Origin of the sequence: Sphingobium chlorophenolicum (assembly GCF_000722875.1) — a bacterium.
GTDB lineage: Bacteria > Pseudomonadota > Alphaproteobacteria > Sphingomonadales > Sphingomonadaceae > Sphingobium > Sphingobium chlorophenolicum.
Genome location: NZ_JFHR01000057.1, coordinates 17,389 through 41,550, shown reverse-complemented (window position 1 = coordinate 41,550; position 24,162 = coordinate 17,389). Strand labels below are relative to the sequence as shown.

Annotated in this window: 19 protein-coding genes; 12 read left to right on the top strand and 7 right to left on the bottom strand. The window is 64.6% G+C overall.

Translation table 11 applies throughout. From position 1 onward, the window contains the following. On the bottom strand, positions 1-1,415 hold a 1,415-nt coding region (locus BV95_RS18580; protein WP_234703244.1), incomplete at its 3' end, for an AMP-binding protein. A 67-nt stretch (positions 1,416-1,482) separates the two neighbouring features. After that, positions 1,483-2,382 (bottom strand): crotonase/enoyl-CoA hydratase family protein, encoded by a 900-nt coding sequence (locus tag BV95_RS18575; RefSeq protein WP_037455596.1) that lies wholly within the window; start codon positions 2,380-2,382, stop codon positions 1,483-1,485. A 131-nt stretch (positions 2,383-2,513) separates the two neighbouring features. Here BV95_RS18575 and BV95_RS18570 point away from each other — a divergent pair, with 131 nt between their 5' ends. The 4 genes from BV95_RS18570 to BV95_RS18555 all read left to right on the top strand — a co-directional run bounded on the left by BV95_RS18570 (position 2,514) and on the right by BV95_RS18555 (position 6,497). Further along, positions 2,514-3,425 carry an SDR family NAD(P)-dependent oxidoreductase gene (locus BV95_RS18570; RefSeq protein WP_081873451.1) on the top strand — a complete coding sequence of 304 codons (912 nt, stop codon included), beginning with the start codon at positions 2,514-2,516 and terminating at the stop codon, positions 3,423-3,425. Between the two features lie 81 nt (positions 3,426-3,506). Further along, the gene (locus BV95_RS18565) at positions 3,507-4,262 is read left to right on the top strand and encodes an SDR family NAD(P)-dependent oxidoreductase (RefSeq protein WP_037455593.1); all 756 of its coding nucleotides are present in this window, start codon (positions 3,507-3,509) and stop codon (positions 4,260-4,262) included. 13 nt (positions 4,263-4,275) lie between these two features. Beyond that, a complete protein-coding gene (locus BV95_RS18560; RefSeq protein ID WP_037455590.1) occupies positions 4,276-5,439 on the top strand; it encodes an acyl-CoA dehydrogenase family protein in 1,164 nt (387 codons plus the stop codon). Next, on the top strand, positions 5,436-6,497 hold the full coding sequence (locus BV95_RS18555) for a phosphotransferase (RefSeq protein WP_037455587.1): 1,062 nt from the start codon (positions 5,436-5,438) through the stop codon (positions 6,495-6,497). Before BV95_RS18560 ends, BV95_RS18555 begins: the two co-directional genes overlap by 4 nt. Positions 6,498-6,502: 5 nt before the next feature. On the opposite strand, the gene BV95_RS22815 is transcribed toward BV95_RS18555, so the two are convergent. After that, positions 6,503-7,087 (bottom strand): TetR/AcrR family transcriptional regulator, encoded by a 585-nt coding sequence (locus BV95_RS22815; RefSeq protein ID WP_051749884.1) that lies wholly within the window; start codon positions 7,085-7,087, stop codon positions 6,503-6,505. A gap of 71 nt (positions 7,088-7,158) precedes the next feature. Here BV95_RS22815 and BV95_RS22810 point away from each other — a divergent pair, with 71 nt between their 5' ends. Then, a complete protein-coding gene (locus BV95_RS22810) occupies positions 7,159-8,301 on the top strand; it encodes an oxygenase MpaB family protein (protein WP_051749883.1) in 1,143 nt (380 codons plus the stop codon). A 161-nt stretch (positions 8,302-8,462) separates the two neighbouring features. Here BV95_RS22810 and BV95_RS18540 read toward each other — a convergent pair whose 3' ends face one another. The 3 genes from BV95_RS18540 to BV95_RS22805 all read right to left on the bottom strand — a co-directional run bounded on the left by BV95_RS18540 (position 8,463) and on the right by BV95_RS22805 (position 11,848). Beyond that, the gene (locus tag BV95_RS18540) at positions 8,463-10,601 is read right to left on the bottom strand and encodes a TonB-dependent siderophore receptor (protein ID WP_037455584.1); all 2,139 of its coding nucleotides are present in this window, start codon (positions 10,599-10,601) and stop codon (positions 8,463-8,465) included. Between the two features lie 101 nt (positions 10,602-10,702). Next, positions 10,703-11,101, bottom strand: coding sequence for a hypothetical protein (locus BV95_RS18535; RefSeq protein WP_234703243.1), 399 nt, complete (start codon positions 11,099-11,101; stop codon positions 10,703-10,705). 57 nt (positions 11,102-11,158) lie between these two features. Then, positions 11,159-11,848, bottom strand: a complete 690-nt coding sequence (locus BV95_RS22805; protein WP_214442616.1) for a TetR/AcrR family transcriptional regulator — start codon at positions 11,846-11,848, stop codon at positions 11,159-11,161. Here BV95_RS22805 and BV95_RS18525 point away from each other — a divergent pair. Further along, entirely contained in the window at positions 11,832-14,021 is a 2,190-nt protein-coding gene (locus tag BV95_RS18525) for a TonB-dependent receptor (RefSeq protein WP_037455582.1), read from the top strand. The genes BV95_RS22805 and BV95_RS18525 overlap by 17 nt on opposite strands. Before the next feature lie 24 nt (positions 14,022-14,045). Further along, positions 14,046-15,329, top strand: a complete 1,284-nt coding sequence (locus BV95_RS18520; RefSeq protein ID WP_037455579.1) for a metallophosphoesterase family protein — start codon at positions 14,046-14,048, stop codon at positions 15,327-15,329. Between the two features lie 151 nt (positions 15,330-15,480). On the opposite strand, the gene BV95_RS18515 is transcribed toward BV95_RS18520, so the two are convergent. Further along, the gene (locus tag BV95_RS18515) at positions 15,481-16,311 is read right to left on the bottom strand and encodes a LytTR family DNA-binding domain-containing protein (protein ID WP_037455576.1); all 831 of its coding nucleotides are present in this window, start codon (positions 16,309-16,311) and stop codon (positions 15,481-15,483) included. A 143-nt stretch (positions 16,312-16,454) separates the two neighbouring features. Between BV95_RS18515 and BV95_RS18510 the strand changes: the two genes are divergently transcribed. From BV95_RS18510 to BV95_RS18490, 5 genes are all read left to right on the top strand, one after another. Continuing rightward, complete coding sequence (locus tag BV95_RS18510; RefSeq protein ID WP_037455573.1) at positions 16,455-17,267, top strand: MipA/OmpV family protein; 813 nt, start codon at positions 16,455-16,457, stop codon at positions 17,265-17,267. A gap of 106 nt (positions 17,268-17,373) precedes the next feature. Then, positions 17,374-18,378: an efflux RND transporter periplasmic adaptor subunit gene (locus BV95_RS18505; RefSeq protein ID WP_234703242.1), complete on the top strand. Its 1,005-nt coding sequence runs from the start codon at positions 17,374-17,376 to the stop codon at positions 18,376-18,378. A gap of 3 nt (positions 18,379-18,381) precedes the next feature. Further along, positions 18,382-21,432 carry an efflux RND transporter permease subunit gene (locus BV95_RS18500; RefSeq protein ID WP_037455567.1) on the top strand — a complete coding sequence of 1,017 codons (3,051 nt, stop codon included), beginning with the start codon at positions 18,382-18,384 and terminating at the stop codon, positions 21,430-21,432. Then, a complete protein-coding gene (locus BV95_RS18495) occupies positions 21,429-22,817 on the top strand; it encodes an efflux transporter outer membrane subunit (RefSeq protein WP_234703241.1) in 1,389 nt (462 codons plus the stop codon). The genes BV95_RS18500 and BV95_RS18495 overlap by 4 nt, the downstream gene beginning before the upstream one ends. A gap of 119 nt (positions 22,818-22,936) precedes the next feature. Next, positions 22,937-24,133 carry a cation:proton antiporter gene (locus BV95_RS18490; protein ID WP_037455557.1) on the top strand — a complete coding sequence of 399 codons (1,197 nt, stop codon included), beginning with the start codon at positions 22,937-22,939 and terminating at the stop codon, positions 24,131-24,133. Positions 24,134-24,162 lie beyond the last annotated feature (29 nt).

Sequence of the window (24,162 nt, the reverse complement as noted above, 5' to 3'; positions counted from 1 at the left end):
AAGATTTTGCCGCTATCGTCGCGCGGGAGGGCGTCGACGGCGATGATGCTGCGGGGCACCTTATAGCCAGCGATGGACTGGCGCAGGAAGGTCTGGATGTCGGCTTCGGGCAGGCTGTCCTTCAGGGTCGGGGCCTGGATGACGGCGACGACCTCCTCCCCGAACTCCGCGTTGGGCAGGCCGATGACCGCGCAATCCTCTATGCCCGGAAAGCCGATCAGCGCCGCCTCTATCTCCGCCGGGTAGATGTTGACGCCGCCCGAAATGATCATGTCGGTGCGCCGGTCGCAGATGAACAGGCGGCCTGCCTCGTCCAGATAGCCCATGTCGCCCGTGACCAGCCCGTGACCGGTCGCCAGCGCCTGCCGCTTGGCGTCGTCGCCATGATAGGTGAAGTCGGGCTGGCCGCTCTCCACCAATATGACGTCGCCCGGAACGCCGGTGGGGCAGGGCTGCCCCGCCTCGTCGCGTATCTCGATCGTGACGCCGGGCAGCGGCTTGCCGACGCTGCCGGGATTTTCCAGCCACTCCTGCGCGGTGCAGAAGGTCAGCGGACCCATCTCCGTCGATCCGTAATATTCGGATATGACAGGGCCCCACCAGTCGATCATCGCCTTCTTGACGTCGGGCGGGCAGGGCGCGCCGGCATGCAGCACCCAGCGCAGGGAGGAGAGATCGTAGCGGCTGCGCACTTCGTCGGGCAGGGCGAGCAGGCGCACGAACATGGTCGGCACCGCATAGAGATGCGTGATGCGATGCTGCTCGATAAGCTGGAGGGTGCGTTCAGCGTCGAACCGGGTCTCCAGCACCAGCAGCCCGTCGCGGCGCGAGGTGAAGGAGGCGAAGAGGACGGGCGCTGTGTGGTAGAGGGGCGCTGTGATCAGCGTGCGCATGCCCGCCATCGGGGCGTAGAGCCGGTCCCTGATCCGGGCGACGGTCTCGGCCTGTTCCGGCGTGGCGGGGGCGCGGCGGACGCCCTTGGGCCGACCCGACGTGCCGGAGGTGTAGATCATGCTCGCGACCACCGGATGCGGGTCGCCGGGCATCGGTTCGCTTGCCGTGACTGAGTTGTCCCAATCTGGCTGAGGCGTTGCCTGTCCCACCGTGAAGACCGCCATGCCCTCCGGCAGCGGATCGGTCAGCTTCTCCAGCAGGTCGGCATGGGTGACCAGCACGCGGGCGCCGCAATCCTGGAGGACATAGGCGATCTCCTGGGCGGTGAAGTGCCAGTTCACCGGGACCGGATAGGCGCCGATATGCTGGGCGGCCAGCGTCGCCTCGATCGCGGTCACGCTGTTGCGCAGCAGCAGGGCCACCGTGTCTCCCGGCTGTACGCCGGACGCGGTCAGCAACCCAGCCGCACGACGCACACGCACCCCCAGCGAACCATGGTCCAGATAGGCACCTTCACTCAATATTCCGCTCTGCATTCGCACCCTCGATTTCGCATTGTCTCTGGTGGCCGGACGATCCGCGTGGGGATCAACTATAGCTTCGCTCGTCCCACCACGGGAAAAAGTCCGGCATGTCGCTGGAGACCCGGTCGGAAAAAGCCGCCGGCCGTTTCTCCAGAAAGGCGGTGACGCCTTCCTTCGTGTCCTGCATGCGTCCACGCGCATAGACGCCGCGGCTGTCGATGCGGTGCGCGTCCATCGGTTCGGCCATGGTCAGCCCGCGCCAAAGCATCTGGCGCGTCAATGTGACTGACACCGGCGCCGCCTTCGCGATATCCGCGGCGAGCGCCCTGGCCGCTGGCAGCAAATCCTCCGGCGCGTGAATCGACCGCAACAGGCCCGCCTCCAGCGCTTCGTCGGCGGTCAGTATCTTGCCGGTCATGCACCATTCCAGCGCCGTGCCGATCCCCACGATGCGGGGCAGGAACCAGGAGGAAGCCGCTTCGGGAACGATGCCGCGCAGCGTGAAGGGAAAGCCTATCTTCGCGTTGGTCGACGCCAGGCGCATGTCCATGGGAAGCGCCATGGTGATGCCGATCCCGACCGCCGACCCGTTGATGGCGGCGATCACCGGCTTCAGGCAGTTGAAGACGCGCAGCGACACCTTGCCCCCATTGTCCCGGACCGCGGCGTGGCTGTAGTCGATGGAGCCATCCTCCCGCACGGGCGATCCCAGCGCGGTCTTGTCCGCCCGCTTGTCGAAGTTGAAAGTCTCCGAACCGCCGGAAATGTCCGCGCCCGCGCAAAAGGCGCGACCCGCGCCCGTCACGATCACCACCTTCACATCGTCGTCGGCATCGGCCGCGTCGAACGCCTGGATCAGTTCCGTCATCATCAGGTGATTATAGGCGTTGAGCTTTTCCGGACGGTTCAGCGTCACGGTCAGAACGCCGTCCGCCTTCTCGTAGAGGATCGTGCTGAAATTCATATCCGGACCTCTCCATTCCCATCTGAGAATCATGTGGCATCATTCTATATGATGAATGATTTTCTTCTCTATATTGAATATTCGCGCCATCGGCAATATTCAGGAGGAAATTTGACGGGAGTTTCGATTCGATGGGCATGCTGGAAGGAAAAGTGGTCGCCGTGACCGGAGCGGGACGCGGGATCGGGCGTGAAATCGCCTTGCTGGCGGCGGCTGAGGGCGCGTCGGTCGTGGTCAACGATCTGGGCGCATCCGAAAGCGGCGAAGGCGCCGATGCCGGGCCTGCTGGCGAGGTCGTCGAAATCATCAAGTCGAAGGGCGGCAAGGCCATCGTGAACGGCGCGGATATCTCCGATCCGCTCGGCGCGGAATCGATCATCGAGGATGCCCTTCGCGCCTTCGGGAAGATCGACAGCGTCGTCAACAATGCGGGCGTGCTGCGCGACCGCATCTTCCACAAGATGAGCCGGTCGGATTGGGAAGACAGCATCCGCGTCAACCTCAACGGCTATTATTATGTGTCGAAGGCGGCAGCGCTGGTGTTCAAGGAACAGGGCCATGGCAATTTCGTCCACTTCACGTCGACGTCCGGCCTGATCGGCAATTTCGGCCAGGCGAACTATTCCGCCGCGAAGATGGGCGTCGTGGGCCTGTCCAACTCCATCGCTCTGGACATGCAGCGTTTCGGCGTGACGTCGAACTGCATCGCGCCCTTCGCCTGGAGCCGCCTGACCGCATCCATCCCGGCCCAGACCGAAGCCGAGATCGAGCGGGTGGAAAGGCTGAAAACCATGTCGGCGGACAAGATCGCGCCGCTGGCGGTTTTCCTGGCCTCCGACCGGTCAAAGGAAGTCAGCGGCCAGATCTTCTGCGTCAGGAAGAATGAGATATTCCTCTTCTCCGTACCGCGCCCCGTCCGGTCGATGCACCGCGCCGAGGGATGGACGCCGGATTCCATCGCCGACGAATTGCTGCCCGCCTTCAAGCCGAGCTTCCACGATCTGGCCCGGTCAAGCGACATCTTTGCCTGGGATCCGATTTGACGCTAGGGAAATAACGGGTTTTCAAACCAGGCGCGCTGAAGGACGGCATGATCCGGGCGGCCTCGATCGTGGGAGAGAATATTGGCTGATCTGTTCAACCTGGCGGGCAAGACCGCCTTCGTGACCGGCGCTTCCGGGGGACTGGGCGCGCATTTCGCCGAAACATTGGCGGGCGCGGGGGCGAAGGTGATCGTCGCGGCCCGCCGCGTCGACGCGCTGGCCGGTGTGGCGGAACGGATTCGGGCCAGCGGCGGAACGTGCGAGACCGTCGCGCTCGACGTCTCCAGCGCCGCCAGCATCGCTTCGGTCGAGCCGCTGCTGGCGGAGGTCGACATCCTCGTCAACAATGCCGGGGTCGCGGCGGACAAACCCTTCCTCGACCAGAGCGAGGAGGATTGGGACCGGGTGCTCGACACCAACGCCAAGGGCATGTTCCTGCTCAGCCAGTCGGCGGCGCGGGCGATGAGGGCGCATGGCCGGGGCGGGTCGATCATCAATATCGCTTCGATCCTGGGTTTGCGCCAGGGTTCCCGCGTGTCGACCTATGCCGTGTCCAAGGCGGCGACCATCCAATTGACCAAGGTCGCCGCGCTGGAACTGGCGCGCTTCGGCGTGCGGGTGAACTGCATCTGTCCCGGCTATATCGCGACCGACATAAACCGTGACTTCTGGGAAACGGAGGCAGGCGCGGCGATGCTGCGCCGGGTGCCGCAGCGCCGTCTGGGCGAACCGCGTGAACTGGACGGGCCGTTGCTGCTGCTTGCGTCCGATGCCTCTTCCTTCATGACCGGATCGGTGATCGTCGCCGATGGCGGCCACCTTACCAGCACGCTTTGACAGGAGCCACCGCATGACCGAGCGTGCCCAAGCGATCGCCGCCAAGGTGGAGGCCTTCGTCCGCGAAACCGTGATCCCCTATGAGAAGGACGAGCGGGCGACGTCGCACGGCCCCACCGACGAACTGGTCCAGGAAATGCGGGCCAAGGCGAAGGCGGCGGGCGTGCTGACCCCGCACATCCTGCCCGACGGATCGCACCTGAACCAGCGGGAGACCGCGATCGTGCTGATCAAGTCGGGCCTGTCGCCGCTGGGGCCGCTGGCGGTCAACACCATGGCGCCCGATGAGGGCAATATGTATCTGATCGGCAAGGTGGGATCGCCCGAGCAGAAGGCCCGCTTCCTGGAGCAGCTCGTCAGCGGGGAAAGCCGGTCGGCCTTCTTCATGACCGAACCGGCGGCGGAGAATGGCGCGGGTTCCGACCCGTCGATGATGCAGACCACCTGCCGGCTGGACGGCAACCATTGGGTGATCAACGGGCGCAAGGCCTTCATCACCGGCGCGGCGGGCGCGAAGGTGGGCATCGTCATGGCGAAGTCGCAGGACGGCGCCTGCATGTTCCTGGTCGACCTGCCCGATCCGGCGATCCGCATAGAGCGGGTGCTGGACACCATCGACAGTTCCATGCCGGGCGGCCATTCCATCGTCGTCATCGACAATCTGCGCGTGCCCGCCAGCCAGATGCTGGGCGCGAGCGGAGAGGGCTTCCAATATGCGCAGGTTCGCCTCAGCCCGGCGCGGCTGTCGCACTGCATGCGCTGGCTGGGCGCGGCGATCCGCGCTCAGGAGATCGCCAGCGATTATGCCTGCCGTCGCGAGGCGTTCGGGAAGAAGCTGATTGACCATGAGGGCGTCGGCTTCATGTTGGCCGAAAATATGATCGACCTGCAACAGTGCGAACTGATGATCGACTGGTGCGCGTCCGTTCTGGACAGCGGATCGCTGGGCACGGTGGAAAGCTCCATGGCGAAGGTCGCCGTGTCGGAGGCGCTGTTCCGCATCGCCGACCGCTGCGTGCAGGTGATGGGCGGCATGGGCGTTTCGGGCGACACCATCGTGGAGCAGGTGTTCCGCGAAGTGCGCGCCTTCCGCATCTATGACGGCCCGACAGAGGTCCATAAATGGTCGCTCGCCAAGAAGATCAAGCGCGACCATGGCAAGGCGCATGCCGGATGAGCACGGGAGTCGGCCAGGGGGAAAATAGCGGCACCACCCAGGTCCGCGCCGGATTCGCCTTCGACGAGGGCGCTCTGGCGCGCTGGATGGAGGCGAACGTGTCCGGCTATGCCGGGCCGCTGTCCGTCGAGCAGTTCAAGGGCGGGCAATCCAACCCGACCTACAAGCTGGTGACGCCGGGCCGATCCTATGTGCTGCGCCGCAAGCCGCCGGGCCAGTTGCTGAAGGGCGCCCATGCGGTGGAGCGCGAGGCGAAGGTGCTGACCGGCCTGGAGAAGGCGGGCTTTCCGGTCGCCCATGTCCATGGATTGTGCACCGACGATGCGGTCATCGGCACCTGGTTCTATGTCATGGACATGGTGGAGGGGCGCATCTTCTGGGACGCGACCGTTCCGGACGTGTCGACGGACGAGCGGCCCGCCTATTTCGACGCGATGAACGCGACCATGGCCGCGCTGCACAATGTCGATTATCAGGCCGTGGGGCTGGGCGACTATGGCAAGCCCGGCAACTATTTCGAACGGCAGATCGGCCGTTGGTCCCGGCAATATCATGACGATGTAGAGGCGGGGCGCGATCCGGACATGGATCATGTGATCGACTGGCTGCAAGCGAACATCCCGGCGGGGGACGAGACCGCCATCGTCCATGGCGATTTCCGCATCGACAACATGATCTTCCACCCGACGGAACCCCGCGTGCTGGCGGTGCTGGATTGGGAATTGTCGACGCTGGGCCATCCGCTGGCCGATTTTGCCTATCATGCGATGATGTACCACATGCCGCCGCACATCGTCGCGGGTCTGGCGGGGGCCGATCTGAAGGCGCTGAACATCCCTGCGGAGGAGGATTATATCGCCGCCTATTGCGCGAGGACCGGCCGCGCCTCCATCCCCGATTATCGTTTCTACGTGGCGTTCAACTTCTTCCGGCTGGCGGCGATCTTCCATGGCATCAAGGGGCGGGTGATCCGCGGGACGGCGAGTTCGGCCCAGGCCGAGACCCGCGCCAAGCTGTTCCCCGAACTGGCCCGGATCGCCAGGGCGCAATTGGGATGAAGCGTCTATCCGGCGTGGAATTCCTCCGGATGGATCAGGCGGACGAACATCCGGCCCATTTCGGCGGGCGGCGGGGGATCGCCGGACTCCAGCCATGAAAGAAGAAGCGCGCTGATGCCGCCCGCATGGAAGCTCTGAACGAATGTCGCGTTATGGCCGTCAAGGGCGGAGGCGGGCCATCGCCGCGAAACCGCCGCCATCATATGCGCGATCTGCATGCGGAACAGCCGCAGAGCCTTGTCCCCTGCCTCTCCGCTCAGGATCAGCCGGTAGAGTTGCGGCTGCTGCCCGGCCCGTTCGAAGGCGAAGGTGGCGAGACGCTCTATCCAGCTCCACAGTTCGCCATCGGCCATGGTCGCTTCGGCGATGGCCCTCTGCTCCTCCAGATCGAGGCGCAGCTTTTCCTGGAGCATGGCATCGATGCTCTCGAAATGGCGATAGAATGTCTGCCTGCCGACGCCTGCGCGCTCCACCAGGTCCAGGATGGTGAGGTCGGAATAGCGGCGTTCGCCCAGCATCGCGTCCAGCGCGTCGAACAGCGCATTCCGCGATTTAATCTGCCGCGCATCCATTTTGTTCAGGCTGGCCACTTGACGTTCCTGTCTTGTGCGATGATATGGTACATGTGTCTCATAACTTATCAGCGATGGAGTGTCCAGCAATGTCGGGAAGCGTGACGGAGGAATGGACGGATCTGGCGGCGTTGCGGCAGGTGAGCGATGCGCTGGCCGACGCGGCCATCGCCGAAGCGACGGCTGCGGGCGCGCAGGGCAATATGCTGCTGGATCGCGCCGTGCGGCATGGCGTCGAAGCAGACACGCCCCCGGCGGCGAGGGCGTTGATCGAGGATGCCCAGCGGCTGGACTGGGCGGATCGCGAACGGTTGAAACGCGGATCGGACGCCTATCTGGCGATCGGCACGACCTGGCTTGGACTCGCGCTCGGCCCCGGTTCCCTGACCCATACCTACAGTTCCCCCTCCATCGCCCGCGTCCTGGTCGATACCGCCAACCTGACGCGCATGGCCCGCCGCCGGTTGCTGGAAACCGGTTCCTGGAACATCGCCACCGCGCTTCCCGACGGATTGCTGCCGGGCCATGACGGTTATGTGCACAATCTTCAAGTCCGTTTGCTGCATGCCCGCGTGCGCCATGGCCTATTGAAAAAGGGCTGGAATACCGAAGAACTGGGCCTTCCGATCAACCAGTTCGACATGATCCGCACCTGGCTGGACTTCACCTATGTGCCGTTCGGCGCGTTCGGCAATCTGGGCGTCGACTTCACGGAAGCGGAACTGGCCGACCTCTATCATCTCTGGCAGGTGGCGGCGCATATATTGGGCATAGATGACGCCATCGTGCGCGCCATCACCGATCAGCGGAGCGCGAAGCGGCTGCTCGACGCCATTCATGCGGAGGAAGGGCAGCCCAATGCCGATTCGCGCAGGCTGACGGCGGCCATGCTCGACGCGCTGAGCGATCTGCTGGCGCCGGGCCTTGGCGTTTCGCCTGCCTTGGCGCGCAAACTGGCGGCTGCGACGCTGCGTCGCCTGCATGGCGGAGAACTTGCCGAACAATTGGGTGTGGGTTGGAACTGGACATCGCTCGTGCTCCCGTTCATCGCCGCCGCGAACAGGTTCCGCCGCTGGCGGGAGCGCCGCAACCCGGCCCTGCGCGCCGCCACCATCGCGGCCGCGATCCATACCCACCATAATCGTGAGGAGGTCTATAGCGGCCCGACGACCTATGAACGGGCCGCCTCGCAAGACGCTTCGCTCGGCCTTCCGGAAACGCAGGACGCTTAAATCCTCCCTGCGCGAAGCGTGGGGAGGGGGACCGCTCGCGAAGCGAGTGGTGGAGGGGAAATTCGGAGGTCGTGCCCCATTCCCCTCCACCACGCTTCGCGCGGTCCCCCTCCCCATCTCTCGATGGGGAGGAATAGGATGGGTCCGACCGACATCCTTCGCTAAATCTCCAGCCGGAGCGTGGCCGACAGCGTCCGCGGCTGGCCGATCTGGATCCAGTCCTGCACGAACTGATGGCTGCCGGTATAATAGCGTTTGTCGAACATATTCTTCAGGTTGATCTGCGCCGTCGCGGTCGATCCGCCCAGACGGAAGCGATAGGCGGCCATGGCGTCGACCCGGACATAGGCGGGCAGGATGAAGCTGTTGCCGATATCACCGAAGCGCGCGCCCTGATAATAGACGCCCCCGCCGATCAACCCATTGGCGATGATAGAATAGCGCGCCGAAAGGCTGGCGGCATGGGTGGGCGCATTGGCGAGGCGCAGGTCGTTGCCGACGGAGCTTTCGTCGACCTTGGCCACGGTATAGGCGTAGGCGCCGATAATCGACAATTTGGGCGTCAGGTCGCCGATCATGTCGAATTCGATGCCGCGTGACCGGGCGCGTCCGATGGTCTGGATGATCGGAAACAGCGAATAGTCGGCGCGGTTGGTCTTCACCAGATCGAAGGCGGCGAGCGTTGCGGTCAGCTTCCCGTTCGCGCTTTGATATTTATAGCCTATCTCATATTGCCGCGACTTTTCCGGAGGGAGCGGCGTGCCGTCGAAATTGCGGCCGTTATTGGCGGCGAGCGAGCGCTGGAACTGGCCGTAGAAAACATGGCCGGACGCCGCTTCCCACACGAATCCGACGCGGGGGGCAAGGAAACCGGCCTTGTTGGGCGCCGTTCCCGGTCGCGCGTAGATCGCGCTGGTCCAGTCCTGACGCAGGGCCAGGACCGCATGGAAGCCGCCGCCAAAGTCGATCTGGTCCTCGCCATAGACGCTGTACCAGCGATTATGATCCGCCCTCTCCAGGGGGATGGCCGTGGCGACATCCAGCGGCGGCGTGAGGCCCAGCACCGGATTGCGGACATCCACCGGCGCCAGCCGCTGCAAATAGGTCGTGCCGCTCTTGTCGTCGCGATAATATTCGAAACCGAAGGCGATCTTGTGGGAGAGGGGGCCGGTTTCCACTGTGCCCGTCACGTCTGCGGTGAACTGGTCGATCTTATACCGGCCGTCGGGCCGCATATAATAATAGTTGCGGCAAAGCTGCCCTCTGGTCGCCAGGCAATCCTCGCCCGTCGCGATGTCGCGCCGGTAGGGCATGACGTCCACGTCCCGCGTGTCGGCGCGCAGATGGACGCCGCGCAGCTTGATCCGCCATCCAGCGCCCAGCCGCTGGGCGACATCCAGGCGAACGGAGCGGGATTCGCTGCGGGACAGGACGGGCGCGTCATTATAGGCGGTGGAGCGCGGAACGTGCGCCGGACGGCCCCCCTCTGCGGGAATGCCGTAATCGTTGCGATAGCGGTGATCGGTATAATCGACGGTCAGGCCGACCCGCGTACCGCCGCCCGGCAACCAGGCGAAGGACGCATTGACCGATCCCAGCCGGTCCACGACATAGTCCCGGAACGATCCCGCATTCTGATAGGATGCCGAAATCCCCCCCAGTAGCTTCCCCCCGCCGTCCAGCGCTCCGCTGGCATAGCCGGAGGTGCGGAACAGATCATATTGACCGACCGTCTGTTCGAAATCGAAACTGGGCCGGGCGGTCAGCGGCCGGTAGCGGACATTGACCACGCCGCCCGGCTCGGACCGGCCGAACATGACGCTGTCCGGCCCCTTGATCACCTCGACCGCCTCGACATTGGCGAGGTTGACCGGCAGGCCCTTCACCCGCATGCCGTCCAGATAATAGGTCGACGTGCCGGTCATCGAACCGGCGGCTGTCATCGATGTCGATGGAAAGCCGCGCAAGATCAGCAGCGGTTCGGTCGACCCGTTGAACCCGAAGTCGGATGAGACGCCCGCAACGTTGCGGACCGCGTCGGTCAGGGTGATGGCGTTCTGGTCCAGCAGCACCTGCCGCGGGATGACCTGCACCGACTGCGGCGTCAGCAGGATCGGCTGGCCGGTTTTGGTCGCGCTGGATGTCGTCGGCTCCCCATAGGGTGCCGTCACCACTATGTCGGACTTTCGTTCTTTACCGGGCGCGTCATCCGCCGCCTGCGCGTAACCGGTGGCGGCGGACGGCAACAGCAGCATTGCAATGGCCTGGAGCGGCCTTTGCGCGATATAATCCGTGATCATTCTGATTTCCTTGAAGGGACGGCATGCGCCGACCCGCATCGCTCGCGCCCCGGTCGATGACCGGCGGGCCGAACGGCGTCGTTCACGTCAGTGGCGAAGGATCAGGCGGTGACGGGCGGGCCGCGCAATGGCGGCCGCAGATGATCGATGGAGGAGAGGGCGAGCGGCCGGGCAGCGCGCAGGCCCATGGCGACAAGGAACAATATCGCCCCGGCCAGTAGTGCTGGGTCGGCGCCCGACAGGAAAGGCGCCCCCAGACCGGAAAAGGCGCAGGGGCTTTCGGCCTTGCCCTTTTGCGCGTCATGCGGGGTCGGCACGCCGGGGATGGTCATCGTCACGGTCGCCGGTCCCGTGCCGTTGCAGATCTGAACGACGATATGCTTGCCGGTCGTCACCGGCATGAAGCCGGACGGAATGACGACCCTGGCGAACAGGACGCAGGCGACCAGCATGAATGCCAGCCACCTATGTTCCCGTACAAGATCGCGCGCGAACGTCATCGCGAAGCGGCTAGTCCAAACGCCATCCAAAGTCATGCGAAAAGACTATATCCCTTTTCAGGCCGCGTCCGTCAGTCCTGCGCCCGAATAGAATAATTGCCACAGCAAAGCCTTCGTCTCTTCATGGGTGCCCACCGTGAAGACGCGATAGAGACAGACGAGACGGATGGTATGATGGGCGAGTATGTCGGGCGTGGTGAGCGGCGTAATGGTTCCATCCTTCTGCGCCCGCGCGATGATCAGGCTTCCATGATGATGCATGGTGCCGATGCCGATGCCCGGCGCCATGTTGCCGCCAAAGGTCTGGCGGAAATCGTCCATCATCGGGGCGGCGATCTCCGGCGTCACCATATTGTCGAAGACGAAGTCGATGAAGTGCCGCAGCAGCTCTACCGCCGGAATGTCGCCGAGCGTGTTTGCATGGATTTCCCACGCCTCTCCCATTTGCAGGCTGGCTTCGCCGACCAGGGCCGCCTTTTCGGAGAAATGGATGAAAAATGTTGCGCGCGATACCGATGCTTCGGCGCAGATGTCGCCGACCGTCGTCGCCACATAACCTTTGTGCCCAAAGAGTTTGAGCGCGCAGTCATAGATATGGCGCCGGGTTCGCTCGCGCTTTCCAATTGTCGCTACCGCTTCTCGCACTACATGCTCTTCCTTGTCACACGGGCGTAACAACCCATTTTTAGACACCGGTCCAATTCGAATCGGATCAGGGAGTTCTATAGCCATGAAAAGCTTATTCAAGGTCGGGAGCGCGATAGCGCTTCTGGCGCCGGGGATTGCTGTCGCACAGGTTCGCGATGGGGGCGGCAGCGAAATCATCGTCACCGCGCAGAAACGCGAGACGCGCCTGGCGGACATTCCCGCCGCGATCAACGTCGTGACCGGCGCCCAGATCGCCGACAATGGCGTGTCCAATTTCGAAGACCTGACGTCGCAGGTCGCGGGCATGAGCATCACCTCCAACTTCGGCGGCGTCGCGTCCACCACCGTCAGCATTCGCGGCGTCGGCGGGCAGGACGATTACCGGCCCAACGGCAGCCCCTCCGTCGCCTTCCATGTCGACAATATCTATCAAAGCTCCAACGTCTTCCTTTCCGTGCCCTTCTTCGACATCGAACGGGTAGAGGTTTTGAAGGGGCCGCAGGGCACGCTGTACGGCCGCAACAGCACGGCGGGCGTCGTCAACCTGATCACGCGCGGTCCGGACGGCAAGTTCGACGGCTATGTGCAGGCGGACTATGCCAGCTACAATCGTTTCCGGGCCGAAGGCGCCGTCAGCGCGCCGCTCAGCGACCGGATCGGCCTTCGTCTGGCCGTGCTGACGGACCAGGGCGGCGGCTTCATGGACGGCAAGGGCGCCGGTCCCGCCGCGGGTACGCAGATGCGGCCGCAGGTGCCCGCGCTGCCCGATCCGGGCGTTCGCGACAATTATGGCGACCGCAACCTGTGGGCGGGCCGCGCCACCCTGCGGGCGGAGACCGATGGGGGCGACCTGACGCTGAAATTGTGGGGCAGCCGCGACCGTTCGGAAAGCCAGCCGCAGGATTCCGTCGCGGGCGTCAGCAATGGCGGCTGGCTGGAACCCGACAATGATCCCTTCACCTTCTATGCCAACCGCTATCCGCGCCGGAAAACCGACCTGTTCGGCATCAGCGGCACGCTGACCAAGAAGCTGGGCGACGCGCTCCGGCTCGATCTGGTGGCGGGACATGAGGAATCCGACCGCACGCTGGACGGCGCGCCGGGCGCCCCCTTGCGCATCAACCAGTTCATCTTCACCGATCAGGTCAAGCAGACCTCGCTGGAAGCGCGCCTGTCCAACGCCAAGGATGGCCGTTTCAATTGGGTGGTCGGCGCCTATTATCTGAAGGACAAGACCGATTTCGGCACGACGCTCTTCTACGAAGACAGCCGGTTCACGCAGATCGAGACGGACTATCATCAGAAGCGCGACAGTTTCGCGATATTCGGCCAGATCGACTGGCGCTTGTTCGACCGGCTGACGCTGACCGGCGGCCTGCGCTATACTACGGAATCGTCCAATTATTTCGGATCGACCATCGACGCCAATCCCTATGGCATCTCGCTGGGCGTCGGCCTGCCGCTGCCCGTCTTCTTCGACAATGATTTCGACGACGACAATCTGTCGGGCCGCGCATCGGCCAAGTTCGACCTGACCCGGTCGCTGTCGATCTACGGCGCTTATGGCCGTGGCTACAAGGCGGGCGGCTTCGACGGGACGAGCATCTTTTCCGCCCCCGAAGCTTTGTCCTTCAAGTCGGAAACGGTGGATTCCTTCGAAGGCGGCATCAAATGGTTCCCGGCATCGAACCTGTTCAACCTGTCGATCGACGGCTTCCATTATTCCTTCAAGAATCTGCAATCGAGCACTTCGACGCCGAACGGCAACGTCCGCACCAACATCGCGGCGGCCAAGCTGAAGGGCGTGGATGTCACCGGGACGCTCAATCTGGTGCGGACGGAAACGCAGCAACTGACGTTCGATGCCGGCGCGACCTTCCTCGACAGCGAGATCACCAAGTTCGAATCCAGCAACCCGGTTCTGGTGACGCTGAACCTCGGCAATAATCTGCCCGCCGCACCGAAGGCGTCGGGCCATGTGCGTCTTGCCCACAGTTTTTCCATGACGCCCGACTGGCGCTTGCGGTCGAGCGTGGACGTCACCTACAAGGGCAGCGAATATAAGCGCCTCGACAATTCCCTGTCGGCGAAAGCGGCGGCTTACACGCTTCTGAACCTGCGTCTGGAACTGCAAAATGCCGCCAGCGGGATTTCGGTCTATGCCTATGCCAGAAACGTCACGGACAAGCGCTATTATGTCGATATCGCCGGTCCTTCGCGGCTGGTGGGCGCTCCGCGCACATTCGGCGCAGGTGCGCGCTTCGCCTGGTAACCATTATCATTTCGAGGTTTGTATATGAAACCGAACCATCTCCTCCTTGCCACCGCGGCCTCGCTTCTTGCGATGGCCGCGCCCGGCATGGCGAAGGGCTCCGATCAAAGCTTCACCATTGCGGTCATTCCCGACACGCAAAATTATCTGGACTATAGCCATCAGAGCGAGGCGGGTTTCCCCATCGACGCCAGGGAAATTTTCATCGACCAGATGGAATTTATTGCCCGCAACGCTCGTTCAGCCGGCGGCGACATCGCATTCGCGACCTCCGTCGGGGACGTGTGGCAGCATGGCAGCCGGTCGATGGACGCCGAACATGTGGCGAAGGGGCTGAAGGCGATCCCCAACCCGGTCTTCGGCAATTATCTGAAGCCCGAACCGCGCACCCTGACCGTGGAGATGCCGACGGCGCGTGCGGGCTACAGCATATTGGCCGGAAAGCTGCCCTTCTCGGTCGTGCCGGGCAATCACGACTATGACGCCGTATGGTCGGATTCGCGCTGGCCCGCGACGATGAAGGGCGACGATCCGATGCGATACGGCATGCTCCATTATGGCGGGCTGGACAATTTCCGTTCCGTCTTCGGCAGCGATTCCTCCTTCTTCAAGGGCAAGCCCTGGTATGTTGCCTCCTTCAACGGAGGCGCCAACAGCGCCCAGATTTTCGAGGCGAGCGGCTATCGCTTCCTGCATATCGGGCTGGAAATGGCGCCGGAAGATGACGTGATCCAATGGGCGCAGGGCGTGCTGAAGGCGCATCCGGGCCTGCCGACGATCATTTCCATCCACGATCACCTCAACATTGCGGGAGAGCGCAAGCCGATCCCGGCCGTGGATTTCCATGCCGTCCACAAGGAGCATAATTCGCCGCAGCTATTGTGGGAAAAGTTCATCGCCCAAAACGATCAGATCTTCATGGTCCTGAGCGGTCATCAGCATGGACAATCGCACGCCGTCGACAAGAACGCCTTTGGCCATGAAGTCTACCAGATATTGGCGGACTATCAGGATCGCGGCCAGATCTTGCCGATGATTGCGCCGAATGCTCCGAAAGCGGCGCTGGGCGATGGATGGTTACGGCTGATGAAGTTCGATTTCTCCGGTGCGGTGCCGACAGTGGGCGTATCGACCTACTCCACCTATTTCCACACCTCGTCGGACCGTATGCCGAGCTATCCCGCTTTGTATAAGGAGCATGAGAAACCCGCCGACACCGACGCGGCATTCGGGGCGGAGGATGTTTTCACCCTGACGCTCCCGGATTTCAAGGAACGCTTCGCGCGCGCTACCGTCAAGGCGAAATAATCGGGCCTATCGGGCCAAGTTATCGCCCCATATCCACCGTCATGCTGAACTTGTTTCAGCATCCATCGTGCCTCTAAGCACCTTCCGCTCATGGGGAGAGATGGATGCTGAAACAAGTTCAGCATGACGTTTCATAAAGGCCATACGCGGCTTACGCTACGGCAATCCCTTCAATCGCACCCCAAAGGCTCTTCGCCTGGTCGAGATAGGGGCGCGATACAGGCACGCTCAGGCCGTTGCGCAATTCCAGCCGGGCCGTTCGTCCAGACCGTTCCAGCCGGACCACGGCGCTGCGCGACACCCACCAAGAGCGATGGACCCGCTGTCCATCGATAGCCGAGACCCCGCCCAAAGCGTCGGCAAAACGCATGAGGATCAGCGTGTTGCCGACCGCTGTGTGCACGCGGACATAATGATCCTCATTCCCCAGGCAAATAATCTCTCGCCCCAGTTCCGGCGGCAATCTGTTCAGCAGCAGGCCCTGGATCGGCGCGCTATCGACTTGGGGCTGCTCCATCGCGCGGAAGGATTCCGCCGTGCCCGGCCTGATCGGCGCAGGATATGGCCTGGAAGACAGCTTTTCCCAAAGGAACAGATAGGCGCCGCCGATGATCCAGATCGCGACGATCAGTTGGAATATCTCGCTGGGAACCGGCGTCCATGTTCCCACCGACATGGATGCGGCGGCGGTGACGAAGAACATCGGGACGGACGTGATCGCCGCGCCTATCGCGACGCGCTGTCCCATGGTGCGCGCGCTCAACAGGGGCCAGACCCGCAGCAGCGGCATGGTGACGACGGCTAGCGCATATTGCGCCATGAAGATGACGGTCCAGTAGCCGATACGCGCGAACGGTTCGAATTCGCTGGAACCGAAAGCGCCCAGCCATGCCAGCGTCACCGCGAACAGCAGCGCGATTCCCGCCAACAGGCCCTGCCGCCGCACCCATTCATCGCCATGCCATTTCGCGAATTCGCGCATCGTGAGTCGTCCATAGTGATGCGTACAGTGTAAATTTACGCGGCAAATTGTGCAACCGCGAAAAACGCTTTGCGGCGAGCGGACGCCCTCTTTTAGCCCGATGTCCAACCGGCGGAAAACCACCGTCGCCCAGGAGATCACGCATGAAACAATCATTGATCCGGCCCCTGCTGGCTCTGCTGACCGTCACCGCCACGCCCGCCGCCGCGCAGGAGGCGCTGGACGGCGAGGGAGGCGAGGGCGTTTCGGGCTTCATCGCGCTCGGCCCCGGCGTCACGCCCGCCTATGACGGCGCGAAAAGCTATCAGCTCATCCCGTTCGGCATCGCCGACGTGCGCTGGAAGGGGATGGAATTCGAACTTCGCGGCCTGCGCGCCCGCCTCGACCTGCTGGGCGACAGCCCGCTCCAGGTCGGCCCGGCCATCAACCTTCGCTTCAAGCGGAACAGTTCGGCTGACGGCGACGACCGGGTGAAGCTGCTGGACGATGTGGGACAGGCGATCGAGGTCGGCGGCTTCGTCGGCTATCGCTTCGGCGGCGATGAAAAGGGCCAGGGCGAAGTGACCGTCGACCTGACGGTGCTGAAGGACGTCAACAACGGCCATGACGGCGTGGTCGCGACCGGGCAAATTTCCTACGCCGCCTATCGCAGCCGCCGCGTCTTCGTGAATGTCGATGCGCAGACCAACTATGGCGACGGCAAATATATGCGCAGCTATTTCGGCGTCACCGCCGATGAATCGCTGCGGTCGGGGCTTCCCGCCTACCGGCCCGGCGGCGGCATCCGCGATGTCGGCGCGGGCGCAACCGTGGGATATCAGTTCAGTCCGCGCTGGGGCCTGATCGCGCGCGCCGGGGCGAACTATTATGTCGGCGACGCGAAGGACAGCCCCATCGTCGACGAGGGTTCGAAACTTCAGGCCATCGCCGGTCTCGCCCTCTCTTTCCGTTTCTAAGCTGCCTTCCCCCTATTGAAGTGGCTCGATGACCTTTTCCCCCCCCTTTGGTCCATTGGCCTTCAATCTGCGTGTCCGTTGGCTCGTGCCTCTGGCGATTTGCCTCATGGCCCTGCCGCTGTGGGGCTGCGGCGGCGCGCAGGGTGACGACACGGAACCGGCCGCCACGCCGGTCCGTGTCGTCGCCGCCTTACCTGCCTCCAAGCCGCAGAGCATCGGCGGCTCCGGCACGGTCGCATATGAGCGGCAATCCACCCTGTCGTTCCGCGTCGGCGGCGTCCTTTCCCGCCTGACGGTCGACGTCGGCAGCCGCGTCGGCACGGGTCAGCCGCTGGCGCAGATCGCCGGGATCGACCTGCGGGAACAGCTTGCCTCGCGCAATGCGGAACTGGCGCGCACGACGCGCACGCTGGAACGGCTTGAGGCGCTGTCCGAAACCGGGTCCGTCGCGTCGGCGGCGGTTCAGGACCAGCGCGACACGGTCGAACAGGCGAGGGCAGCAGTGGCGGCTGCACGCTACGACCAGCGGTCGACTACGCTCGCTTCGCCCTTTTCCGGCGTGGTGCTGGAACGCCTGTCGCAGGTGGGGGAGACGGTCAGCGCCGGTCAGGCAATCCTGCGGGTCGCGGATCAGGACAGCCCGCTCATCGTCCGGGTGCCGCTCCCCGCGCAGGATGCGGACCGGATCGCAATGGGCGCTCCGGCGGAGGTCCGTTTCGAAGGGCGCCCGCCGCTTTCCGGACGCGTGGCGCGCAGCCAGCCGCTCGTCAGCGGCGCGACGGGCACCCGCACGGTAGAGGTGCAATTGCCGCCCCACGCCGCCGCGCAGAGCGGCGCCATCGCCGCCGTCCGTTTCCTGCCCACCGGCACGCCTGCCCAGTCGGCCCTGACCGCCGTCCCCGCCGAGGCTTTCGTGCCCCGTTCAGGCGATACGGGCGGGGTCTTCACCATCGCGGCGGGCAGGCGGGCCAAATTTCTCCCTGCCCGGCTGGTCCGGTTCGAAGCCGACAATGCCATAGTCGCCGGACTTTCCCCCGGCGCGCGCGTGGTGACGGCGGGCGCGGGCTATCTGAAGGATGGCGACCCCGTGCTGGTGGCGAGCGGGAACTGAACCATGGGCTTCAACCCGGCCGCATTCCTCATCCGCCGAAGCCGACTGACCCTGGTTCTGGTCGGCTTCGCCCTTGCCATCGGCATCGCATCCTGGTTCAGCGTGGCGCGGTCGGAAGACCCGCAATTTCCGGTTCCGGGCATGAGCATCCGCATCGCCATGCCGGGCGCCACGCCCGCCGACCTCGAACAACTGGTGATCAAGCCGGTCGAGGACATGCTCTACGGCATAGACGACCTGAAGGACGTCAAGGCGAACGCGACCGACGGCGCGGCGACGATTCAGGTCGAATTCGACTGGTCCAGCAATGCCGAGCGCAAATATGACGAGGTCGTGCGGGAAGTCACGGCCCTGCGGCCCAGGCTGCCCAACGGCGTCACCCGGCTGGACGTGATCCGCGCCCGGACCAGCGAGACGGTGATCTTTCAGGCCGCTTTGGTCAGCGACCGGCTGCCGATGCGCAGGCTGGAGAAATTCGCCGACGACATAAGGGAGGATATTGCCCGCATCCCCGGCGTCCGGCGGGCGGAATATTGGGGAGCGCCGTCAAGCGAAGTGCGCGTGTCGCTCGATCTGGGGCGTCTGGCGGAATTGCGCCTGCCTGCCTCGCTGGTGGTCGACGCGCTTGGCCGGGCGAGCGACGAAGCGCCGGTCGGATCGGTCAATGCGGGGCAGCGCCGCCTGATCGTCCGGACCGGCGGCGCCTTTCATTCGCTGGATGACGTGCGGCGGGTTCCTGTCCTTTCCCGCGATGGAACCGTCGCCCGCGTCGGCGACCTCGCGCAGGTCGAATGGGCGAGCCGGGAAGCGGAGCATGTCACCCGCTTCGACGGCAGGCGCGCCCTTCTGCTGACCGCGACGGCCAAGGACGGCGTCGATGTCGGCCTGCTGACGCAGGCGATCCAGACGAAGCTGGCGCGTTTCGAACGCATGGTGCCCGGCGGCGTGAAGCTGGAATATGGCTTTTTCCAGGCACAGAATGTGGAGCGGCGGCTGAACGGGCTTTTCCAGGATTTCCTGCTGGCGCTGGCCATCGTCGCCATCACCTTGCTTCCCCTTGGCCTGCGCGCCGCCGGGGTGGTGATGTTCGCCATCCCGCTTTCGTTGCTCACGGGCCTTGCCATCCTTCAGGCGCTGGGATTTGGGCTGGACCAGCTTTCGATCAGCGGCTTCGTGCTTTCGCTGGGGCTGCTGGTGGACGACAGCGTCGTGGTCGTCGAGAATATCACCCGCCGCCAGCGATCCGGCGAGGATCGCGTCACCGCCGCCATAGAGGGCAGCAGGCAGATATTGCTGGCCGTCGCGGGCTGCACGGCCTGCCTGCTTCTGGCTTTCCTGCCCCTGCTGGCCCTGCCGGAAGCGTCGGGCGCGTTCATCCGCTCCCTTCCGGTCAGCGTGATCGCCACGGTCGCCGCATCCTTCGTCATCGCGCTCACCATCATTCCCTTCGTCGCCAGCCGCGTGCTGCCCGTCCATGAGGATAAGGAGGGCAACCGCATCCTCCGGATGATCGAGGGCGGCATCCATCGCTTCTACGCGCCGCTGCTGCACCGCGCGCTCGACCGGCCCGGCCGGGCTATCGCCATATTGGGGGCGCTCTGCCTGCTCATCGCGCCGCTGATGGCGGCCATCGGCACCAGCTTGTTCCCGCCCGCCGACACGCCGCAATTCCTGATCCGCGTCGAACTGCCGAGGGGGGCTTCCCTGCCCGCGACGGAGAAGGTGCTCGGCCATGTCGAACGGCGGCTCGCCAAGGCGCCGGAGGTCGACTGGTTCGCCGCCAATCTGGGGCGCGGCAATCCGCAAATCTATTATAATATCCCCCAGCATGATCCCGACCCGGCCTTTGCCGAAGTCGCCGTGTCGTTGCGCGACGGGCAATCGGCCCACTCCGCCCCGCTTCTTTCGGACCTTCGGCGCGAATTCGCCGCCTTTCCGGGGGCGCGCATCACCGTCCTCGGCTTCGTTCAGGGCCCCCCGGTCACCGCCCCGATAGAGATACGCATCGCGGGCGAGGATCTGACCACCCTGAGCAGTCTGGCGAAGCAGGCGGAGGCCGCCATGGCCAAAACGCCGGGCATTCGCGACATCGACAATCCGCTCCGCCAGGACCGCGCCGACCTGACCTTGGGAATAGACGATGCGAAGGCGGCCGTGCTGGGCGTCCAGGCGGGCGCGGCCCGGCAGGCCGTGCGCCTTGCGCTGGACGGCGAAGTGTCGGGCAATCTCCGCGATGCGGACGGCGACGATTATCCGGTGCGCGTTCGCCTGCCCATGGCGGACCGCAACGCGGTCGAGGTGCTCGACCATATCTATGTGCCCTCGATCGGGGGCCAGGCGGTGCCGCTCCGCGCCCTTGCCAACCCCAGTCTGGAAACGGGACCGGCGCGCATCGAACGCTATGACCGGGAACGGTCCGTCACCCTGACCGCCTATGTCAAGGCCGGCCACCTGACGGGAACGGTGACACAGGCCGCGCTGGACCGGGTGCGTCAGGCCGTGAGCCTGCCCGCAGGCTACAGCATTGGGCTTGGCGGCGAAGCGGAGGAGCAGGCCAGCGGCAATGCGGGCATGATGACGGCGGCGATCGTCGCCTTCCTTGGCATATTGGCCGTGCTGGTCATGGAATTCGGCCGCTTCAGGCTGGTCGCGGTGGTGGCCAGCATCATCCCGCTCGGCCTGCTCGGCGCGGTCGCCGCGCTGTGGCTGACGGGCCATTCGCTCAGCTTCACGGCCATGATCGGACTGATCGCGCTGATCGGCATAGAGATCAAGAATTCGATCCTGCTGGTGGATTTCACCGAACAGTTGCGCGGGGAGGGGATCGGCATGCGTGAGGCGATAGAGCGGGCGGGCGAGATGCGCTTCCTGCCCGTGCTGCTGACGTCGGTGACGGCCATTGGCGGACTTCTGCCGCTGGCGCTCGGCGGATCGGGACTATACGGCCCGATGGCGATAGCGATCATCGGCGGGTTGATCGCGTCCACGCTGCTTTCGCGGGTGGCGACGCCGGTCGTCTACCTCCTGCTGGCCCGCAGCGGAGAGAATCTGTGAGAGCGCAACTCGGCATCATGGGCTTGCTGCTCCTCGGCGGATGCACGGTGGGCACGGAGTATAAGCGGCCTGCCGCGCCGCTGCCCGCATCCTTTCACAATGCTCCAGAAGCTGCCCGACCGAGCGGCAGGCCGTGGTGGCAGGATTTCGGCGACCCGTTGCTGGACGATCTGGTCGCTCGCGGTCTTCAGGGCAGCTTCGACGTGGAGGCGGCGCTGGCCAGGGTCGACCAGGCGCGTGCCGCCGCCGGAGGAGCGCGGGCGGCGCAGATGCCGTCAGGCTCGCTGAACGGCTCGGCGGTCCGCACGCGCCAGTCGCTGCGGTCCGGACTGGGGCAGATCGGCAATTATATCCCCGACTTCGACCGCACGCAGGACAGTTTCGAACTGACCGGCGGCGCGAGCTGGGAACTCGATCTCGCCGGGGGCCTGAAACGCGGGCGCGAGGCGGCGGTCGCGGGGCTGGAAGCGGCGGTAGCCGATAGCCAGGCCGCCCGCGTCACCGTCGCCGCTGAAATCAGCGACGCCTATATCCTCCTCCGGTCCGCCCAGAAAAGGCGCGCCATCGCCATGGATCAGGCGGCGGCGGCCGAAAGCCTCGAAAATATCGCCCGCGATCGCTTCTCCCATGGCGCCGTTCCGCGCTTCGAACTGGATCAGGCGCGCGCCTCCACGGCCGCGATCCGCGCCGTCATTCCCGAATGGGATCAGGCCGTGCAGGCGCAACTGGCGCGCCTTGCCGTGCTTGTCGGCGGCATGCCGGAAAGTATCGCCGGAAGGCTCGCGGTTCCCGCCCCGGTGCCCGTTTCCGGCTTCGCGGCCATGGGCCTTCCCGCCGATCTGCTCCGGCGCAGGCCGGACCTGATCGCCGCCGAGCGGCGCGTCGCGGCCAGCCATGCGCAACTGGGCGTCGCGCTGGCGGAATATTATCCGAAATTCACCCTGTCCGGCCTGCTGGGCTTTCAGGGCAATGACGCGGGCAAGCTGTTCACCGGACCGGCCAGCGTCCTGCAGGGCGGGCTGGGCCTGCGCTGGCGGCTCTTCGACTTCGGCAGGGTGGACGCCGAAATAGGCCATGCGAGAGGGGCGGAGAGGGAGGCGATAGCCCAATTCCGCAACGCCGCGCTTCGCGCCGCCGAGGATGTCGAACGCGCAGTGGTCGGCTGGCGAACCGCGAAGGAGCGCGAAGCCCTTCACGCCGACGAACTCCGGCTTGCGACCGCAGCCAGCGATGCGGTCGGCCGCGCCTATCGGGCGGGGCATGTCTCGCTGGCCGAAGTGGTCGAAGCGCAACGCCGCCTTCTTCAGGCGGCCGACGCCCTCGCGCTTGCCCAGGGCGACGCTTCGCGCGCGGCGGTCGCCGGATGGCGAGCCTTTGGCGGCTGACCCGGTCGCCCGGACCTTCCTGTTCCGGCCATTTCCACTGCTTTCCAGTGAATTTTCGCAGGACATCGGAAGAAACAATTGCGAATTCGCGGCGCCACGATCCGCATATAGAGGTTTGAGTGATAGTTTCCCTTTTGGCGCTGGCATGCGCCGGCAGCGCTTTCGCAGCCCTTTTCGCCCGATGGATGCCCAGGGCGTTGCTGCCCGCGCTGGTGCTGGAAATTGCCTTCGGGATCGTCATCGGCCCCAACTTCATGGGGTTGTTGACGCCCGGCCATTCCATGGAACTGCTGGCCAAGGCGGGTTTCGCGATATTGATGATGATCGCGGGGCTGGAGATCGATCTTGCCATGCTGCTCGCGCGCGGGCGGCAGGGGGAACGGGCAAGTCCGCTGATGCTGGCCATCGCCATGTCGCTGCTGATGGTCGTCATGGCCGCGCTGGGCGCCTGGCTGCTGCTGGACCCGGCGACGCCGCCTCTTCATCTGGCGATCTATGCGGTCATCCTGTCGACCACTTCGGTCGGCATCGTCGTGCCGACCATCCAGGAACGGCGGCTGGCCGACAGCGCCTATGGCCAGACGATCCTTTCCACCGCGCTGCTGGCGGATTTCTTCACGATGATCGCCATTTCCGCTCTGGCGGGGATCGTCGTCAGCGGCCATGCCGGGGGCGCGTTGGGCAGTTTTGCGCTGGTCGCTATCGCCGTTCCCGCGATCTGGCTGCTGCCCAAGCTGTTGAAACGGGTGCCGGTGGCGCGTCTGGACAGCCGGACCAGCCTGCCGCTGATCCGCCTCAGCCTTGCGCTGCTGTTCCTGACGGCATGGCTTGCGGAGATGCTGGAGTCCGAACTGGTGCTGGCGGCTTTCCTTGCCGGACTGCTGCTTGGACAGGTCATTCCCCGCGACAGCCACAGGCGGGAGACGCTGGAGGCCATCGGCTACGGCTTCATCGTGCCCTTCTTCTTCATCAATGTCGGCCTGAAATTCGATATTCCCGCGCTTTTGGCATCGCCCAAAGCCCTGATGCTGGTGCCGGGTTTCGTCATGGTCGCCTTCGCCAACAAGATCATCCCTTCGCTGTTGCTGCTTCCGATCCACGGGGGGCGAAAGGCGTTGGCGGCGGGCATATTGCTGAGCGCTCGCCTCAGCCTGATCGTCGCGGCGTCGGACATCGCCACGCGGATCGGGGTGCTGGATACCGCCACCAACGCGGCGATGGTGCTGGTCGCGATCATCAGCGCGGCGCTCGCCCCGCTGCTGTTCAATATATTGGCGGGACAGAACAGGACTGCCTCGGTCAAGGCCATCGCCTGACGCTTCGGTCCCGTCTGCATGGGACTGGT

Coding starts and splice junctions, on each gene's coding strand:
- BV95_RS18535 (WP_234703243.1), bottom strand. CDS start 11,101: ATGACGTTCGCGCGCGATCTTGTACGGGAACATAGGTGGCTGGCATTC.
- BV95_RS18525 (WP_037455582.1), top strand. CDS start 11,832: ATGAAAAGCTTATTCAAGGTCGGGAGCGCGATAGCGCTTCTGGCGCCG.
- BV95_RS22810 (WP_051749883.1), top strand. CDS start 7,159: ATGTCGGGAAGCGTGACGGAGGAATGGACGGATCTGGCGGCGTTGCGG.
- BV95_RS18555 (WP_037455587.1), top strand. CDS start 5,436: ATGAGCACGGGAGTCGGCCAGGGGGAAAATAGCGGCACCACCCAGGTC.
- BV95_RS18515 (WP_037455576.1), bottom strand. CDS start 16,311: ATGCGCGAATTCGCGAAATGGCATGGCGATGAATGGGTGCGGCGGCAG.
- BV95_RS18570 (WP_081873451.1), top strand. CDS start 2,514: ATGGGCATGCTGGAAGGAAAAGTGGTCGCCGTGACCGGAGCGGGACGC.
- BV95_RS18575 (WP_037455596.1), bottom strand. CDS start 2,382: ATGAATTTCAGCACGATCCTCTACGAGAAGGCGGACGGCGTTCTGACC.
- BV95_RS18510 (WP_037455573.1), top strand. CDS start 16,455: ATGAAACAATCATTGATCCGGCCCCTGCTGGCTCTGCTGACCGTCACC.
- BV95_RS18500 (WP_037455567.1), top strand. CDS start 18,382: ATGGGCTTCAACCCGGCCGCATTCCTCATCCGCCGAAGCCGACTGACC.
- BV95_RS18560 (WP_037455590.1), top strand. CDS start 4,276: ATGACCGAGCGTGCCCAAGCGATCGCCGCCAAGGTGGAGGCCTTCGTC.
- BV95_RS18520 (WP_037455579.1), top strand. CDS start 14,046: ATGAAACCGAACCATCTCCTCCTTGCCACCGCGGCCTCGCTTCTTGCG.
- BV95_RS18505 (WP_234703242.1), top strand. CDS start 17,374: ATGGCCCTGCCGCTGTGGGGCTGCGGCGGCGCGCAGGGTGACGACACG.
- BV95_RS18540 (WP_037455584.1), bottom strand. CDS start 10,601: ATGATCACGGATTATATCGCGCAAAGGCCGCTCCAGGCCATTGCAATG.